At 68.8% G+C, this 16,374-nt stretch carries 14 protein-coding genes and 1 tRNA gene; 8 read left to right on the top strand and 7 right to left on the bottom strand.

The window, feature by feature from the left end; all coding sequences use genetic code 11:
- Positions 1-353 precede the first annotated feature (353 nt).
- Together C5B97_RS12185 and C5B97_RS12180 are read left to right on the top strand one after the other, a co-directional pair.
- Positions 354-430 (top strand) — tRNA-Met (locus tag C5B97_RS12185).
- A gap of 252 nt (positions 431-682) precedes the next feature.
- Positions 683-1,573, top strand: coding sequence for a DUF817 domain-containing protein (locus tag C5B97_RS12180; protein WP_104312277.1), 891 nt, complete (start codon positions 683-685; stop codon positions 1,571-1,573).
- On the opposite strand, the gene C5B97_RS12175 is transcribed toward C5B97_RS12180, so the two are convergent.
- Together C5B97_RS12175 and C5B97_RS12170 are read right to left on the bottom strand one after the other, a co-directional pair.
- Positions 1,570-3,099 (bottom strand): cell wall metabolism sensor histidine kinase WalK, encoded by a 1,530-nt coding sequence (locus tag C5B97_RS12175; RefSeq protein WP_104312276.1) that lies wholly within the window; start codon positions 3,097-3,099, stop codon positions 1,570-1,572. The two genes, C5B97_RS12180 and C5B97_RS12175, sit on opposite strands and share 4 nt — an antisense overlap.
- Positions 3,096-3,875, bottom strand: a complete 780-nt coding sequence (locus C5B97_RS12170; RefSeq protein WP_104253611.1) for a response regulator transcription factor — start codon at positions 3,873-3,875, stop codon at positions 3,096-3,098. Before C5B97_RS12170 ends, C5B97_RS12175 begins: the two co-directional genes overlap by 4 nt.
- Before the next feature lie 111 nt (positions 3,876-3,986).
- Here C5B97_RS12170 and C5B97_RS12165 point away from each other — a divergent pair, with 111 nt between their 5' ends.
- On the top strand, positions 3,987-4,616 hold the full coding sequence (locus tag C5B97_RS12165) for a GNAT family N-acetyltransferase (protein WP_181026993.1): 630 nt from the start codon (positions 3,987-3,989) through the stop codon (positions 4,614-4,616).
- On the opposite strand, the gene dnaE is transcribed toward C5B97_RS12165, so the two are convergent.
- Together dnaE and C5B97_RS12155 are read right to left on the bottom strand one after the other, a co-directional pair.
- Entirely contained in the window at positions 4,535-7,921 is a 3,387-nt protein-coding gene (gene dnaE / locus C5B97_RS12160; protein WP_104312274.1) for a DNA polymerase III subunit alpha, read from the bottom strand. The genes C5B97_RS12165 and dnaE overlap by 82 nt on opposite strands.
- Before the next feature lie 7 nt (positions 7,922-7,928).
- Positions 7,929-8,213 (bottom strand): hypothetical protein, encoded by a 285-nt coding sequence (locus tag C5B97_RS12155; protein WP_104312273.1) that lies wholly within the window; start codon positions 8,211-8,213, stop codon positions 7,929-7,931.
- 176 nt (positions 8,214-8,389) lie between these two features.
- Here C5B97_RS12155 and C5B97_RS12150 point away from each other — a divergent pair, with 176 nt between their 5' ends.
- Both C5B97_RS12150 and C5B97_RS12145 read left to right on the top strand, forming a co-directional pair.
- On the top strand, positions 8,390-9,538 hold the full coding sequence (locus C5B97_RS12150) for a mandelate racemase/muconate lactonizing enzyme family protein (RefSeq protein WP_104312272.1): 1,149 nt from the start codon (positions 8,390-8,392) through the stop codon (positions 9,536-9,538).
- Between the two features lie 96 nt (positions 9,539-9,634).
- Positions 9,635-10,321 carry a FadR/GntR family transcriptional regulator gene (locus C5B97_RS12145; RefSeq protein ID WP_104312271.1) on the top strand — a complete coding sequence of 229 codons (687 nt, stop codon included), beginning with the start codon at positions 9,635-9,637 and terminating at the stop codon, positions 10,319-10,321.
- Between the two features lie 61 nt (positions 10,322-10,382).
- Here the strand turns inward: C5B97_RS12145 and C5B97_RS12140 are convergent, their stop codons facing one another.
- Positions 10,383-11,123: an SOS response-associated peptidase gene (locus C5B97_RS12140; RefSeq protein WP_104312270.1), complete on the bottom strand. Its 741-nt coding sequence runs from the start codon at positions 11,121-11,123 to the stop codon at positions 10,383-10,385.
- Positions 11,124-11,192: 69 nt separating this feature from the next.
- Here C5B97_RS12140 and hisC point away from each other — a divergent pair, with 69 nt between their 5' ends.
- Positions 11,193-12,260, top strand: a complete 1,068-nt coding sequence (gene hisC, locus C5B97_RS12135) for a histidinol-phosphate transaminase (protein ID WP_104312269.1) — start codon at positions 11,193-11,195, stop codon at positions 12,258-12,260.
- On the top strand, positions 12,257-13,546 hold the full coding sequence (locus C5B97_RS12130; protein ID WP_104312268.1) for an ATP-binding protein: 1,290 nt from the start codon (positions 12,257-12,259) through the stop codon (positions 13,544-13,546). Before hisC ends, C5B97_RS12130 begins: the two co-directional genes overlap by 4 nt.
- A gap of 181 nt (positions 13,547-13,727) precedes the next feature.
- Here C5B97_RS12130 and C5B97_RS12125 read toward each other — a convergent pair whose 3' ends face one another.
- Positions 13,728-14,111 carry a hypothetical protein gene (locus C5B97_RS12125; protein ID WP_104312267.1) on the bottom strand — a complete coding sequence of 128 codons (384 nt, stop codon included), beginning with the start codon at positions 14,109-14,111 and terminating at the stop codon, positions 13,728-13,730.
- A gap of 147 nt (positions 14,112-14,258) precedes the next feature.
- Here C5B97_RS12125 and C5B97_RS12120 point away from each other — a divergent pair, with 147 nt between their 5' ends.
- The gene (locus C5B97_RS12120; RefSeq protein WP_104312266.1) at positions 14,259-15,128 is read left to right on the top strand and encodes a carbon-nitrogen hydrolase family protein; all 870 of its coding nucleotides are present in this window, start codon (positions 14,259-14,261) and stop codon (positions 15,126-15,128) included.
- Positions 15,129-15,132: 4 nt separating this feature from the next.
- Here the strand turns inward: C5B97_RS12120 and C5B97_RS12115 are convergent, their stop codons facing one another.
- Positions 15,133-16,338 carry an aminotransferase class I/II-fold pyridoxal phosphate-dependent enzyme gene (locus C5B97_RS12115; RefSeq protein ID WP_104312265.1) on the bottom strand — a complete coding sequence of 402 codons (1,206 nt, stop codon included), beginning with the start codon at positions 16,336-16,338 and terminating at the stop codon, positions 15,133-15,135.
- Positions 16,339-16,374: the final 36 nt, after the last annotated feature.

Below are 16,374 nucleotides of genomic sequence, written 5' to 3'. Positions count from 1 at the left end.
CGTCGGCGTCTGTGCCTGCGTGTCCTCCCCGCAGCGCGCCGCGACGCCCTGCCCCGGCCCACGATTCGTCAGCAGAGGTGGGCCGTGTGCACCTGCTGTGCGGTCGGCGGCTGCACAAGACCCAGATCTCTGGGGCGCACGCGGTTGCAACGGGGGCGCGACGCGCCCGGGATGCGGTGCGCGCCGGGTCAAGCGAAGCCGTTTTCGGCGAATTCGCGTCCTGAGAGCGGTTGCTCGGCCCGTTCTAGCCCGAGGTGTTGTCGCCCCTGGACCCCCGACACGCCGAGTTTTCCGGGGAACGAGCACCCGGAGTTGCACGACGTCAGGACCGCGTGTAATGTTTTCTCTTGTGCCGCGGGGTGGAGCAGTTCGGTAGCTCGCCGGGCTCATAACCCGGAGGTCGTAGGTTCAAATCCTGCCCCCGCAACCAAAGCCGCACAAGTTGGGTTGCTCGAAAGAGCAAGTATGAACTGCGGCACAAGGCCCGTTTCCTCTCGAGGAAGCGGGCCTTTCGCGTTCCCGTTTGCCTTGGGCCGCCCCTCATCCGTCTCCGGGGCCCACTGCCGACCTGGAAGTGCGCGGGTGTCGTGGCCCGCCTCAGCGGGTTCGCGGTCTGAAGCCGCTAGTCTCGGCCATTCGACGTGCGCCGATCGTTGGCGCGGTAGGAAAGCGGCGGTGCCAGGTGGCCAGATTCACGAGCCTCGAGCGGCGCATCGACGACGTCGCCGGGCGGCTTCTCGAGAACTCCCCGTCTCACGGCCTCAGGGCCGGCCTGGTGGAGTTCCTGGTGTTCGGCCTGAAGCAGGCGTGGGCGTGCATCTTCGGCGCGCTCATGCTCGTCATGATCCTCGCGGCGAGGCTCTGGTATCCGGACGACGCCCTGCTCGCTCGGAACGATGCGCTCGTCATCGGCGCCGTCGTCATCCAGGTCGTCATGATCGCCGCACGGCTCGAGACGGGGCGCGAGCTGCTCGTGATCCTCGCCTTCCACATCGTCGGCACCGGTATGGAGCTCTTCAAGACGAGCGTCGGCTCGTGGAGCTACGCGTCAGGGGGAGGGCTGCACATCGGCCCCGTGCCGCTCTACACGGGGTTCATGTACGCCGCCGTGGGCTCGTACATGTGCCGCGTCTATCGCCTCTTCGACCTGCGCTTCTCGAGGTACCCGCGCATCTGGCTGACCGTCATCGCTGCCGTCTTGATCTACGTGAACTTCTTCACGCACCACTACGCCTACGACTTCCGCTACGTGCTGCTGCTCTTCGTGGCGGTGCTGTGGGGTCGCACGTGGATGCACTTCCGCGTGTTCCGCAGGTCGCTCCGCATGCCGCTGCTCGTCGCGTTCCTGCTCGTCGCGCTCTTCATCTGGTTCGCGGAGAACATCGGCACGCTCGCGGGGGCGTGGGTGTACCCGAACCAGGAGCACGGCTGGGAGCTCGTGTCGATCACGAAGCTGCTCTCGTGGTTCCTGCTCATGATCATCTCGGTGGTCATGGTGACGCTCGCGTACCCGCCGAAACCTCCGCTCGCCGGCGCGGCGGGATCGGGGCGGGAGGCGAGCGCGGCTCGCTAGTCCCAGGCCTTGGCGGCGGGGATGCGCACGATGAAGGCCGCGCCGTCATCTGACTCGACGGCGATCTGTCCGCCGTGGGCCTCGACGATGGACTTCACGATCGCGAGCCCGAGCCCGGTGCTGCCTGAGGCCCGTGTCCTGGCCGAGTCGCCGCGTGCGAACCGCGAGAAGAGGTCCTGACGCAGGGCGGCGGGGATGCCGGGGCCGTCGTCGCGAACCACCAGGACGGCTTCGCGCCCGGTCGCAGACGCGGTGGCGAGTTCGTAGCGGACGGACACGTTGACGTGGGTGCCTTGCGGGGTGTGCTGGCTGGCGTTCGAGAGGAGGTTCACGACGATCTGGTGCAGGCGCTCCCAGTCGCCGAGCACGGAGACCTCGCTCGGGGGCACGGTGGCGCTCCAGTGGCGGTCGGCGTCGCTGGCCTGCGCGTCGCTGACGGCATTGATGACGAGCTCGGACAGGTCCACGGTGTCGAGCTGGAGGTCCTGGCCTTCGTCGAGGCGGGCGAGCAGCAGGAGGTCGTTGACCAGCGAGCTCATGCGGGTCGCCTCGGACTCGATGCGGGCCAGGGAGCGCTCGGTGGTGTCCGGCAGGGATGCGGAGTCCTGCCTGGTGAGTTCCGCGTAGCCCTGGATCGCTGCCAGGGGGGTGCGCAGCTCGTGGCTGGCGTCGGTGACGAAGCGGCGCATCCGCTGGTCGGCTGCGGAGCGAACCGCGAAGGCCTCGTCGACGTGCGCGAGGAGCTTGTCGAGCGCCTCGCTGACCTTGCCGACCTCGGTTCGGGGGTCGATGTCGTTGAGCTTCACGGCCTGGCGGAGTCCCACCTCGCCCGATGCGAGGGGCATCTGCGCCACGTTCTCGGCGGCGTTGACGACCCGGGAGAGGGGACGCATCGCGACGCGCATGACCAGGGCGACGAGGAGCACGATGAGCCCGATGCCCAGCGAGGAGAGCACGAGCGTGAGGACGGTCTGGTTGAGGGTCGCCTCTCGGGCGGTGTCGAGCGACACCGCGGAGATGAGGGCGTAGCTGGGGTCGCCCTCCCATTCGTGGATCATGACGCGGAAGTCGCCGGCGACGTCGTCGAGCTTGATGGTCTCGAGCAGGGAGTGCTGGACTGCGAAGTCGTCGGACTGCGCGAGGGCGGCGAGCTCGTTCTTGATGGTCTGGTCGCACTCGACCGCGGAGGTCTCGCTGAAGGACGCCGAGTCGATGATCTCGCCGTTGTGCGCGAGGGCGATGATGGTGCCTGGCGCGTGTCCGACGAAGTTGATGAGCGGCTTGACCTTCGGGGCGCTTGTCTCGCCGTTCTTCGGCGGGTGCGGGTGGGTGCCGGGGATGTCGTCCCGGTACTTGTCGACGGAGTTCTCGAGCACCGACATGGAGGCGGCGAGCTGTGTGTTCACGACGCTCGTGATCGCCGAGTTGAGGGTGACGACGTTCATGATGCCGATGACGCTCATGACGAACGCGACCACGAGGGTGACGCCGACGATGATGCGCGCCCGGAGCGTCCACGGTCTCATTCGGCTGGCCTGATCACGTAGCCGACGCCGCGGACGGTGTGGATCATCGGCGTGCGCCCGGCGTCGATCTTCTTGCGCAGGTAGGAGACGTAGAGGTCGACGATGCTGGCCTTGCCGGCGAAGTCGTAGTTCCAGACGCGGTCGAGGATCTGGGCGCGACTCAGCACGCGCTTGGGATTGCGCATGAAGTAGCGCAGCAGCTCGAACTCGGTTGTCGTGAGGGCGATCGGGTCGCTGCCGCGGCGCACCTCGTAGCTGCTCTCGTCGAGGAAGAGGTCGCCGACCCGGAGCTGCGAAGCGTCATCCGCGACGGCTTCGCCCGCTCGTTGGATGAGTCCGCGGAGCCTGGCGACGAGCTCCTCCAGGCTGAAGGGCTTGGTCATGTAGTCGTCGCCGCCCGCGGTGAGCCCGATGATGCGGTCGTCGATCGAGTCCTTCGCGGTGAGGAAGAGCACGGGCGTGGCGTGTCCTTGACCTCGGAGGTTCCTGAGAATGCTGAGGCCGTCGATGTCGGGAAGCATGATGTCGAGGACGACGACGTCGGGCCGTTCCGCCGTGAACTTCGCGAGCGCGTCGCGACCGTTGCTAGCCACGTCGACCTGCCAACCCTCGTAGGAGAGGGCCAGGCTGACGAGGTTCGTGAGCGTCTCTTCGTCGTCGACAAGCAGCACGCGGATGGGGGTGCCGTCCGGGCGGTGGAGACGGGGGAGCTGGGCGAGGACCGCCCGACGGCGCCCGGGCTCGATGATCGGGTCAGCGGAAGCAGAATCGGGCATTGGATCATCGTGTCACGAGCGGGCCCCGCGGGTGGTATGTGGGCCCGTCCTCATAGGAAGCTCAAATCTTCTCTTACCGAGGGCATGGAGGGAGTTCGTAACCTGCGACGCATGACACTCCAGCGAATTCAGCAGCCCGACCTCGGGAGCCGTACGCCGGGGGTCAAGAAGGACCTGCAGGGTGGGCTCTTCCACCGTCCCCGGTTCCTGCGCGGCCCCCGCACTGAGCGTCCCTTCGACGCGCCCCAGCTGTTCACGGAGCGCCTTGTGCTCCGTCCCCACACCGTCCGCGACGCGGGGGCGTGGCACGAGATCGTGTCGAACGCCGACGTGGTGCGCTACCTGCATTGGAAGCGGCGCGATCTCGCGGAGGCGACGGAGCATCTGAGCCGTCGCACCACGCAGACGCGGCTGTGGCAGTCGGGGGACTTCATGGCCCTCGCGGTCGAGCATGACGGTCAGCTCGTCGGCGACGTGTCCGTGCACCTGCGGGAGGTCGAGCCTGAGCATCGGTCGGCTGAGCTCGGGTGGATCATGCATCCGGGATTCGCCGGGCAGGGCTTCGCCACCGAGGCTGCGGATGCGCTCGTCGAGTACCTTCGCGACTATGTCGGGGTGAAGCGGGTGATCGCGGTCATGGACCTCGAGAACGAGGCGTCCTACGCGCTCGCGAGGCGTCTCGGCCTCACGGAGGTGTCCCGCTCCGACGATTCGAGGACCACGGCGCTCGATCTGGTCTGAGCGGAGTCGCTACCGCGCATCCGCTGGGCGCCGCTTGTGCTCGCGGGGTGCGACGTCGCCATGAGCTGCGCGACCTCCAGGAGGTCCCACGCCATGTCGCCGGTGACGGAGATTCCCCTGGCCCCTGATCTGCGTGTCGTGCCTCGCACGAGCATGTAGTGCGTGCGGAACACGCGATTGCCAGCCCGCTCCTGTGCGTCGTGGAAGAACACGGTCTGCGAGAGGCCGGTGCTGTCGTCGAGGGAGACGAACACCGTGCGGCGGCCCCCGCGCATCGGTGGCGTGTTCGTCGCGCGGCGAACCCCGGCGATGAGCACCTCCGTGCCGCCGGGCAGGTCGATGAGCGTGCTTGCCGGCACGACGCCGAGCTGTCTGAACAGCGGGAAGAAGCGCTCCATCTGGTGACGGCTCACGCCGAGGCCGAGCTCCTGCAATTCGAGATCGGTCTGCGTCTTGCCGTGCAGGTCCATGGCGCTCACTCCCCGTAGCTGGGGGACGGGCAGCGCGAACGCGAACGCCTGCTGATGCTCCGGCACGCGTGTCGGGCTGCTGGTGAGCGAGCGGATGAACGCGAGCAGCTCGTGCCGCCTGCGCGGCTCGTAGTCGATGAAGGCGTCGAGCGCTCCGACCCTGGCCAGGGAGTCCAACGTGCTGCGACGGGGCCGCACTCGTGCCCGGAAGTCGGCGAGCGAGTCGAACGGCTGGTGCTCGGCGACCCTGTCGCGTTCCGCCGATGACATGCCGCGCACATCCGCGAGGGACATGCGCACCCCGTCACGCCCGTCAGGGAGCGGCTCGACCGTGTACTCGAGGCCGGACCGCTGCACGTCGATCGGCAGCAGCGGGATGCCGAGGTGCCTTGCCTCGGCGATGATCAGGTCCTTGCCCCACATGCCGGGGTCGTGGGTGAGGAGGCCTGCCCAGAAATGCGCGGCGCGGTGGGTCTTGAGCCAGGCGCTCTGGAAGGTGGGCAGGGCGAACGCGGCGCCGTGGGCCTTCGCGAAGCCGAAGCTGCCGAAGCCGGCGAGCACCTTCCACGACCGTTCGATGATCTCGGGCGGGAACCCGCGCTCGGCGGCTTTGCCGCGCACCAGCTGCTCGATGCGCGGGACGAGGTCGGGCTTGGCGAGCCAGCGTCGGTACACGTCGGCCAGTTCGAGGCCGCACCCGGTGAGTTCGTCGAAGATGCGCATCACCTGCTCGTGGAAGATGACGACGCCCTTCGTCTCGAGCAGGATGGGCTTGAGTCTCGGGTGGATGTAGTCGGGCATGACCTCCTCGTGGCGTGCCCTGAGGAAGTTGAGGGGCATGTTGTTCTGCATGGGGCCGGGGCGGAACAGGGAGATGTCGATGACGAGGTCGTTGAACACCTCGGGCTGCAGCTTCCCGACGAGTTCCATCTGGCCTGGGCTCTCGACCTGGAAGATGCCGAGGGTCTTGGTCGAGCGGATGGTCTCGTAGGTCGCTTCGTCGTCGAGGGGCAGCGCGTCGAGGTCGAGCTCCTCGCCTCGGGTGCGCTTCAGCTCCTTCACGGCATGGGCCATGGCGCTCTGCATGCGCACGCCGAGGATGTCGAGCTTGATGAGGCCCATCGGGTCCATGTCGTGCTTGTCGAACTGGCTCATGGGTAGGCCGATGCCGGACATCTGCACTGGTGTGCGGTCGAGCAGGGAGATGTCGGAGAGGATGACGCCGCAGGGGTGCACGGAGATGTGCCTCGGCAGGGAGTCGAGTCGCTCTGTCGCCTCGACGAGCACGTCGAGCTGGCGAGAGCGGCGCACCTCTTCGGCGAACTCCCGAAGCTCCGGCTTCTCGGCGAGGGCCTGTCGGAAGCGCTTCGCGGAGAAGCGCCACAGCTCCTTGGCGATGCGGTCGACTTCCCCGTCGGCGAGCCCGAGCGCGAGTCCGGCGTCGCGTACGGCGCCTCTCGATCCGTAGGTGTTCACCATCGACATGAGTGTGACCCGCTCGCCACCGAACTCGTCGAAGATGCGGTGGTACACGCGGTGGCGTTCGGCGCTCTCCACGTCGAGGTCGATGTCCGGCAGCGTGCGTCGCTCGTCAGAGAGGAAGCGCTCCCAGATGAGTCCGAGGGAGACGGGTTCGACGTGGCTCGTGTACAGGAGGTAGTTGAGGAGCGAGCCGACCCCTGACCCCCTGGCCTGTACGCGGACCCCCATCTCCTTGATGAGTTCGACGACGTGCGAGACGGTGAGGAAGTAGGGGGCGAAGCCCAGCTTCCGCACGGTCTTCAGCTCATGGGCGAGGCGGTCGTGCAGCTCGCGCTCGTGGGCACTGGATGCACCGGGGTAGCGGGCGGGGATCGCGGCTTCGGCCTTCACCCGCAGCACCTCGAACGGGTCGCCGTCGATGCCGAAGCGTGTGACCTCCGGCATGCGCGGGGTGCCGATCCCCGCATCCCGTTCGAGGTCGATGATGCAGGCTTCGGCGAGCGCTCTCGTCTGCGCGATGAGGTCGTCGGCGGCGGAGGCGTCGTGCCCGCCCGCATCCGCGACCATGCGCGCGACCTGCCGCATGAGGCTCGCAGGCTTGAGCCACGCCTGCGCGGTGGGGGCGAGCTCGATCTCGTCGAGCGCCCGCCGAGCACGGACGGCGTCTGCGATGTCGACCGTCGCCGCTTCCTCGGGGGAGGCGTAGCGGACCGCGTTCGTGAGCACCGCCCGCAGCCTGGACTCCGTGGCGAGACCGAGCATCCGCGTCGCAGCCGTGACCGAACCGGGAGTGCCTGGCTCTGCGAGGTGGCACACGACCTCCACGACCAGCGAGGAGTGGGGGAGTGCGTGCACCCACGCTCGCAGTCGCTCCCGCGCCAGCCCCAGCTGCGCCACGGAAGCCGCCGTGCCGACGTCGCTGCTCGGGCCGAGCATCACCGTCAGGCGGGTGGCCCCCTCTTCGTCCTCGGCGAGCTGGGCCAGGCGGGCGAGTGGGATGCTCGGCTCATGCACCCCCGTTGGGGCGCTCGCGGTGGTCTCGTGCGCTGCGGACACGGCCCGGCACAGTGCCGCATAGCCGGAGCCGCCGTCTCCACCGGTCGCGAGCACGACAACCCGCCCGAGGGGCTCGCCCCGTTCGTCGTGCACGGCGAGCTCGCTGCCGAGCACGGCCCGCAGCTTCGCGTCTCTGCAGGCGAGGAGGTGCTTGACCGCGCCGGAGATGCCGTCGCGGTCGGTGAGGGCGATCGTGTCGAGGCCCCGCTCGACGGCGGCCTGCGCGAGCACCTCGGGAGGAGAGACCGCATAGTGCGCGCTGAAGCCGGACGAGACGTGCAGGTGGGGGAAGCTCATCGTGTCCTCACTCCCAGCTCAGCGCCAGGAGCCAGCCGCCGGAGGCGCGGCAGAGGTCGTAGAGGTGTCCGTCGTGCTGCCCGTGTGCGCTGTCGCGGACCGCGGTGACGCGCCACAGCTCCTGGTCGATGCGCTCCGGGGATGAGCCTCCGTGCCACCACGGCGGGAGCCTGCGGAAGTAGGCCTGGGGTTGGCCCGTGACGGTGTAGAGGAAGCGCTGCCACACGAAGGAGACCGGCTGCCCGTCTGGGCTGACGGCGACGTCGATGGTGTCGTCGATGACGGTTGGCATGGTTCCCTCCTTCGTTGATTCGAATCTGTATTCGAATGTGGATCAAGCGTAAATCGCACCACCGACAGTGGCAACCGCAAGTCTCAGTCAGAGGGTGAGGGTGTGCTGCAGCTAGACAGGTTCTGAAGCTGTCTGATAGCTTTTCTGCAGAACGTCACCCTCAAGGACGAAGGCATATGACTCACACCCCAGACGCACTCCGCTCGGCAGACTCGATCCGCTCAATACGGCTCTCGACGCTCCGCCTCCCGCTTGCCACCCCCATCTCCGACGCGAAGGTCTTCACTGGCAGGCAGAAGCCCATGACCGAGGTCGTCTTCCTCATCGCCGAGATCCGCACCGAGCAGGGCCTCTCCGGCCACGGGTTCAGCTACTCGAAGCGTGCAGGCGGTGCCGCCCAGTACGCCCATGCGCGGGAGGTCGCCGAAGTCGCCCTCGGCGAAGACCCGAACGACATCCAGAAGCTGTACACCAAGCTGCTCTGGGCCGGCGCCTCCGTCGGGCGCTCGGGCGTCGCCACCCAGGCGCTCGCGGCGTTGGACATCGCGCTCTACGACCTGAAGGCCAAGCGCGCCGGCCTGCCGCTCTCGAAGCTGCTCGGTGCGCACCGCGACTCGGTGCGCACCTACAACACGTCAGGCGGGTTCCTCCACGCGTCGCTCGACGAGGTGCGCGAGCGCGCGACGCAGTCACTCGCAGAAGGCATCGGCGGCATCAAGATCAAGGTCGGCCTCCCGGATACGGCCGAGGACCTGCGCCGCGTCCGCGCGGTGCGCGAGCACATCGGGGCGAGCGTTCCGCTCATGGTGGATGCGAATCAGCAGTGGGACCGGGCGACTGCCCTGCGCATGGGCCGCCGCCTCGAGGACCTCGACCTCACGTGGATCGAGGAGCCGCTCGACGCCTACGACGCGGAGGGGCATGCGGATCTCGCGCGTGCGCTCGACACCCCGATCGCGACGGGCGAGATGCTCGCCTCGGTGGCCGAGCACCGTCAGCTCATCACCACCCGCGCGTGCGACATCATCCAGCCGGACGCGCCGCGCATCGGCGGGATCACGAACTTCCTCCGGCTCATGACCCTCGCCGACGAGGCGGGCCTCGACCTCGCCCCGCACTTCGCGATGGAGATCCACCTGCACCTGGCCGCCTGCTACCCGCGCGAGCCGTGGGTCGAGCACTTCGACTGGCTCGACCCGCTCTTCGAGGAGCGGCTCGAGACGCGAGACGGACGGATGATCGTGCCCGACCGTCCGGGGCTCGGGTTCACGTTCAGCGAGCAGGCGCGGGCCTGGACGACCGACAGCGTGACACTCTCGGTCTGAGCGCGGGGTGGGGCGTCCAGCATGAAGCCAGCGAGTGGCTGAGCCCGGCACGGCGGGCCAGCTCTTGGCTCGCTTCAGGGATGGCACGATGTCTCCATGAGCATGACGCGCGCCGAGGAGATCGCCAGGGTCCTCGCCGACCGCATCGTCGAAGGAGTCATCGCCCCCGGTGACCGCCTGCCGAGCGAGGGCGGCCTCGTCGAGGAGTTCGGGGCGAGCAGGACGGTCGTGCGTGAGGCGCTGCACCGCCTGCAGTCGCGCGGCCTCGTTCGCACGCGCGTCGGCTCCGGAAGCTACGCGCTCACCCCTCCCGCGCCCACGGCGGGTGACGACTGGCTCGGGGCGCACACCGAGGCTGAGCGCGCGGAGCTGCACGCGTTCCGGATCGCCGTCGAGGTCGAGGCCGCCGCGCTCGCGGCGCGCTCCCCGTCGCCCCAGGAGATCGCCGAGATCGACGCAGCCCTCGACTCCCTCGCGAAGGCCACCCTGCCCAGCGAGACGGTGGATGCGGACTTCGCCTTCCACCGCGCGATCGCCGCAGCATCCGGCAACCGCTACTTCCTCACGGCCCTCGACCGCATGGGCGCACGCGCCATCATCCTGCCGCCCGCGCGCATCTCCGACAGAGAGCGCAACGCCGCGGACTCGGCCGCCGTGCTGGCCGAGCATCGGGCCATCGCCGACGCGATCCGCCTCAAGGACCCCGTCGCCGCCGCGGCCGCGGTGCGCACGCACCTCTCGGCATCGACGGCCCGACGAGCGGCGCGCGAGTCGAGGGCGTGACCCGCACGGCGCTTTCGTCGCAAGCGCACCGGCCCGCAGGCCTGTGGAGCCGCGGGTCCGACTAGCCCTGGGACGACACCGGGGCCATGAGCTGCGGCCCTGAGCTCGCGACCCGACCCACCTCCGGGCCGACCTCGTGCATCACGAGTGTCGAGGCCAGCTCCACGCCCGCCAGGCTCGCCTCGTCGAGCAACCCCTGCGTGCCGACCACCGACTGGTCCAGCCACTGATCCCACAGCGCCCGCGGCAGCATGAGAGGCATGCGGTCGTGGATGCTCGCCAGCTCGCCCGTGGACCCTCGCGTCAGGATCGTCGTCGAGAGCACCCAGCGGGACGGGTCGTCGCCGGGCTTCGTCGGGTCAGCCCACCACGAGTACAGACCAGCAAACGCGATCAGGTCATCGCTCCGCCCCGGGTGGATGAAGAACGGCGTCTTCGAACCCGCCTTCGTGCCATCCGCCGTCTTGCGCCACTCGTAGTAGCCGACCGCTGGCACGATCGCCCGCCGCTGCTTCACCGGGCCGCGGAACGTCGGCTTCTCCAGCACCGTCTCGATACGCGCGTTGAACGCCTTCGACGAGAAGCTCGGATCCTTCGCGAACGGAGGCAGCAGCCCCCACCTGGCGCGCTCGACGCGCCGCACCGCATCCCCGCCGCCCTTCGGCTCCGGCTCGACGACAACCGGCACCGGATCCGTCGGAGGAGTGTTGTACGACGGCTCCGGCAGGTCAGCGCCGAGCGCCTCGATGTCGAAGAGCGCCTCGACGTGCTCGACTGCTGGGGTGACGTAACGACCGCACATGACTCAACGCTACGACGCGGGGACCCACGACGCGCTCTCCAAGCTTCGGATTCTCTGTACGCTCAGAGCATGGTCAAGCAGCGCAGCGCCCTCGAGCGCATCCCCGCGTACAAGCAGGGCGCCATGCCCAGCACCAGCGACGTCGTGAAGCTCTCCTCCAACGAGAACCCCTTCCCGCCCCTCGCCTCGGTTCGCGACGCGGTCGCCGCCGAGCTCGAGCGCATCCACCTCTACCCCTCGATGGCCGCCCCCGAGCTGACCGCACGCATCGCTGAACTGCAGGGCGTCGAGCCGGAGAACATCGTCTTCGGAGCCGGGTCCGTCGAAGTGGCGACGCAGCTCGTGCAGGCCAGCGCAGGAGAGGGCGACGAGGTGATGTTCGCCTGGCGCAGCTTCGAGGCCTACCCGATCATCGCGATCGGGGCAGGCGCGACGCCCGTGCAGGTGCCGCTCACGCACGACGAACGCCACGACCTCGACGCCATGGCAGACGCCATCACCGAGCGCACCGCCATCATCTTCGTCTGCAACCCCAACAACCCGACGGGGGCGAGCCTCACCCACGCCGAGGTGCGGGCCTTCCTCGACCGCGTCCCGAGCGACGTGCTCGTCGTGATCGACGAGGCCTACGAGCACTTCAACAGGGACGCCGAGACCGCCATCGGCATCGACCTCTACCGCGAGTACCCAAACGTCGCCGTGCTCCACACCTTCTCCAAGGCCTACGGCCTCGCCGGACTCCGCATCGGCTACGCCGTCGCCCAAGCCGACGTCGCAGCCAACCTCCGCAAGGTCGCCGTCCCCTTCGCCGTCTCCGCCCTCGCCCAGACCGCCGCCGCCGCGTCGCTCGACGCCGAAGCCGAGCTCGCCAACCGCATCGACGACATCGTCGCCGAACGCGCCCGCGTCACCTCCGAGCTCCGAGCCCAGGGGTGGAACATCGGAGACTCCCAGGCGAACTTCGTCTGGCTCAGGCTCGGCGACGACACCGCACGCATCGACGCCGCCCTCACCGAAGCTGGCGTCCTCGCCAGGGCATTCCCCGGCGAAGGCATCCGCATCACCATCGGCTCACCAGACGCCAACAGTCGCGCGCTCACCGCGCTCGCGGGAGTGCATGCGGGGGCACGGGGATGAGCACCTGGCGCATCCGCGACTTCCAGCCGACCGACATGGATGCGCTGCTGCGGCTCTGGGAGCAGCACCGCAGCTCGGGCAGCGAACCGGTGTACGGGCTGAGCGAGGTCATCGCGTCGACCCGGAAGGACACCGCCGTCGTCGCGGTCGCGGGGGAGAAGATCGTCGGCGTGGCCGTGGCGCGGGCAGCCCACGACCAGGGCTGGATCGTGTTCTTCGCGACTGACGACGAGTGGCGCAGGCGCGGCATCGGCGGCGCGCTGCTCGCCTCCCTCGAGCAGCGGATGGCCCAGCACGGCCTCCAGAAGCTCACGATCCTCGTGCCGGACGAGCAGACCCAGGTCGGCGCGCTCACGAAGGCCGGTTTCGCCGACAAGCGGCATCTGCGCTACTTCGAGCGGGAGATCCGGGTCAAGCAGCAGGAGATGGTCGCGCTGCGCGAGCTCGGCGGTCGCATCCTGCCACCCGACCGCTGGGACGCGATCGGCGGCATGCAGCACGAGAAGGACGTGCTGGAGCGGCGCCTCGTTCTGCCGCTCAGCGACCCAGACCTCGCGGAGGAGTACGGCGTCGTGCCACCACGCGCGATCGTGCTCTTCGGCCCTCCCGGCACGGGCAAGACGACGTTCGCCAAGGGCATCGCCTCCCGCCTCGGGTGGCCGTTCGTCGAGGTCTTCCCGTCCCGACTCTCGGCGTCGCCCAGGGGCCTCGCCGGCGAGCTGCGCGAGACGTTCGAGCAGGTCGAGTCGCTCGAGCACGCCGTCGTGTTCATCGACGAGGTCGAGGAGATCGCCTCGCACCGAGGGGGGGAGCCGCCGTCGCCCACGCAGGGCGTCACGAACGAGCTCCTCAAGATCATCCCGGCGTTCCGTGAGAAGCCGGGGCGTCTTCTCATCTGCGCGACGAACTTCATCCGAGCCCTCGACCAGGCCTTCCTGCGCCACGGGCGCTTCGACTACGTCATCCCCATCGGATTACCGGACGCCGCAGCCCGCCGGGCGATCTGGGAGCGATACGTGCCCGAATCGGTCAGCGACTCGGTCGACGTGCCGGCGCTGGTCGAGCAGACCAGCGGGTACTCGCCGGCTGACATCGAGTTCGCCGCTCGCCGCGCCTCGCAGGTCGCCCTCGAGCGCGCCGTCGCGGCCCGGAACTCGGGGGACGTCGTGCCCCTCGGGCCGACCACGGACGACTTCCTCGCCTCCGTCGCGTCCACGCGCACCACGGTCTCCTCCGACGTCGAGCGCGAGTTCGAGGAGGACATCCAGGCGATCGCTCGCGTGTAGCGCAGGATCGCTGTCCAACTTCAGTGCGATATTGCGGCGAACGCCGCGCTTCCGGGTCGATCGGCCGAATATCGCACTGATGCTGGTCAGAGGTGCGTCGGCCGGGAAGCCAGCGGCCTCTGGCGGGGACAGACGAGGGGCCGGATGCGATGCATCCGGCCCCTCGATCGGGCAGCTGAGGCTAGGCCTTCTTCGCTGCGGAGTCCTCGTCGTCCGAGGTGATGTCGAAGTCGTCGACCTCGTCGTCACCCTCCGGGTCGAGCTCGGCCTCGACGTCGTCGAGGTCGTCGTCTTCGTCGTCGGCGTCTTCGAGTTCGCTCTCGATCTCGTCGATCCACTCGTCGAGCAGGTCTTCAGCGGCTTCGTCGTCTGCGGCGGTCTGCACCTCGAGGGTGCCGTCGCCCCACAGGCGCGAGGAGACGCGGACGTCGTCGGTGTCCTCGACGGCGTCGTGAGCCTCGGATTCGTACTCGTTGGCGATCTTCGCGGCTTCGTCTTCGGATTCGGCTTCGATGACGAGCGCCGAGACGACCTCGTATTTCAAGAGCACGGCGTAGGTAGGCATGGGGCGACTCCTCGTGACTGCGAGCACACCGCTCGCAGAATGAAGGTACTCGTGACGGTGCGCGCAGACAAGCTGGGGTCGGTGCGTCGCGGGTGACGCGTTGGTGAAGACTTCCCGACCGAGCGCACCTCACCGTAGGCTCGCGTCATGCCTTCCGACGCTCGCACCCCCCTCCAAGCACCCCTCGGATCCCCTGACGGTGGGCAGAAGCGTCCGATCCTCGGTGTCGCGGTCGCGCAGTACGCGCCAGGTGCGGACCTTGTCGAGAACGAGCGGCTGCTGCGTGAGCACGTCGCCACGGCGGCCGGTCGGGGCGCGCAGCTCGTCGTCGTGCCCGAGTACGCGAGCTTCTTCCTCCCGGACCTCGGGGAAGAGCTCGTGCGCCAGGCCCAGAGTCTGGACGGGCCGTTCGTCTCGCTCATGCGATCGCTCGCCGTGGAGCATGGCGTTGCCATCGTGGCCGGCCTCGTGGCCGAGTCCGAGGATCCGGGCCGGTTCGCCAACACGCTCGTCGCGGTCGATTCGAGCGGCGAGGTCGTCGCCCAGTACCGCAAGGTGCACCTGTACGACGCGTTCGGCGCGAAGGAGAGCGACTGGGTTGTCCCTGGTGAGATCTCGGTGCCGCAGACGTTTGTCGTTGGCGGCGTGCGGGTGGGCCTGCAGACCTGTTACGACCTGCGGTTCCCCGAGGTGTCGAGGACGCTCGTGGATGCGGGCGTGCAGCTCATCGTCATCCCCGCCGAATGGGTGCGTGGCCCGCTGAAGGAGCACCACTGGAAGACGCTGCTCGCGGCGCGGGCGATCGAGAACACCGTGTACTTCGCGGCGGCCGACCACCCTGCGCCGATCGGCGTGGGGCACAGTGCCGTCGTCGATCCTCGCGGAGCGACGCTCGCGGGTGCCGGTGTCGACCCGGGCGTCTCCATCGGGTGGGTCTCGCTCGACGTGATCGATGCGGTTCGCGAGCAGAACCCGGCGCTCGAGCTGCGGCGATACCGGGTGCAGCCGATCGCGTGAGCTTCTACCGGCCAAGTTCGCTGAGCCGGTCGAGACGGCGTATGCCCTCTTCGAGGATCTGGTCGCTCTTGCAGAACGCGAAGCGCACCAGCGAGCGGTAGTCTCCCTGCCGTTCCGGGGTGCAGAGGGCAGCGACCGGGATGCCGACCACTCCGATCTCCCGGGGCAGGCGGCGGCAGAGCTCGGTGGCGTCGGTGTAGCCGATGCTGGCGGCGTCGGCGATCGCGAAGTATCCGGCGGCCGGGGTCGCCGTCTCGAGTCCACGACTGCGAAGCGCGGAGACCAGCAGGTCGCGCTTGTGGCGAAGGCGGTCGCGTTCCTGGTCGAAGCGCGCCGCCGGCAGGCGCAGGCCTGCGGCGACGGCGGGTTGGAAGGGGCCACTGCCGACGTAGCTCAGGTACTGCTTGACGGCGAGGACCGCGTCGATCAGGACAGCGGGCCCCGTGACCCAGCCGACTTTCCATCCGGTCACGCTGAAGGTCTTGCCCGCCGAACCGATGCTGAGCGTTCGCGAGGCGGCACCGGGCAAGCTCGCGATTGCGACGTGCTGGCCATCGAAGACGAGGTGCTCGTACACCTCGTCGGTGACGATGATCGCGTCGTGGCGTGCCGCGAGCTCGACGATGAGCTGCAGCGTCTCGCTGCGGAGGACCGCGCCCGTGGGGTTGTGCGGGGTGTTGACGATGATCAGTCTGGTGCGGTCGGTGACGGCTCGCCTGAGCTCGTCGTGGTCCGGCTGGAACTCCGGCCACCGAACGGGCACGGTCACCAGGCGGGCGTCGGCGAGGTGCGCGAGGGCGCCGTAGGCGTCGTAGTGCGGTTCGAGGACGACGATGTCCTCACCGGGCTCGACGAGGCCGAGCACCGTTGCCGCCAGCGCTTCGGTGGCGCCGACGGTGACCAGCACTTCGCGGTCAGGGTCGAGCGAGACCCCTCGGAAGCGGAGCTGGTGCTCGGCGATGGCAGCGCGCAGATCTGCGGTGCCCCTGGGCGGCGGATACTGGTTCTCACCACGGGAGATCGCGTCGATCGCCTCGTCCAGCAGCTCCTGCGGACCCGAGTAGTCGGGAAACCCCTGGCCGAGATTCACGGACCCGGTGGTCCGCGCGAGTTCGCTCATCTCCCCGAAGACGGTGCCCTGCAGCTCTCCGCTCGGTGAGAGGAGGCCAGCACCCTGGGCTGCCCGAAGCCACGGTCCATCTCTGCGCATGCATCCAGTCTGTCATCGGCTGAGTCACGATCGAAT

The organism is Pseudoclavibacter sp. RFBB5 (assembly GCF_002931555.1).
In the GTDB taxonomy this organism is placed as follows: domain Bacteria; phylum Actinomycetota; class Actinomycetes; order Actinomycetales; family Microbacteriaceae; genus Pseudoclavibacter.
Note: the sequence above shows the minus strand (reverse complement) of the source record. Positions and strands in the feature narration are given on the sequence as shown.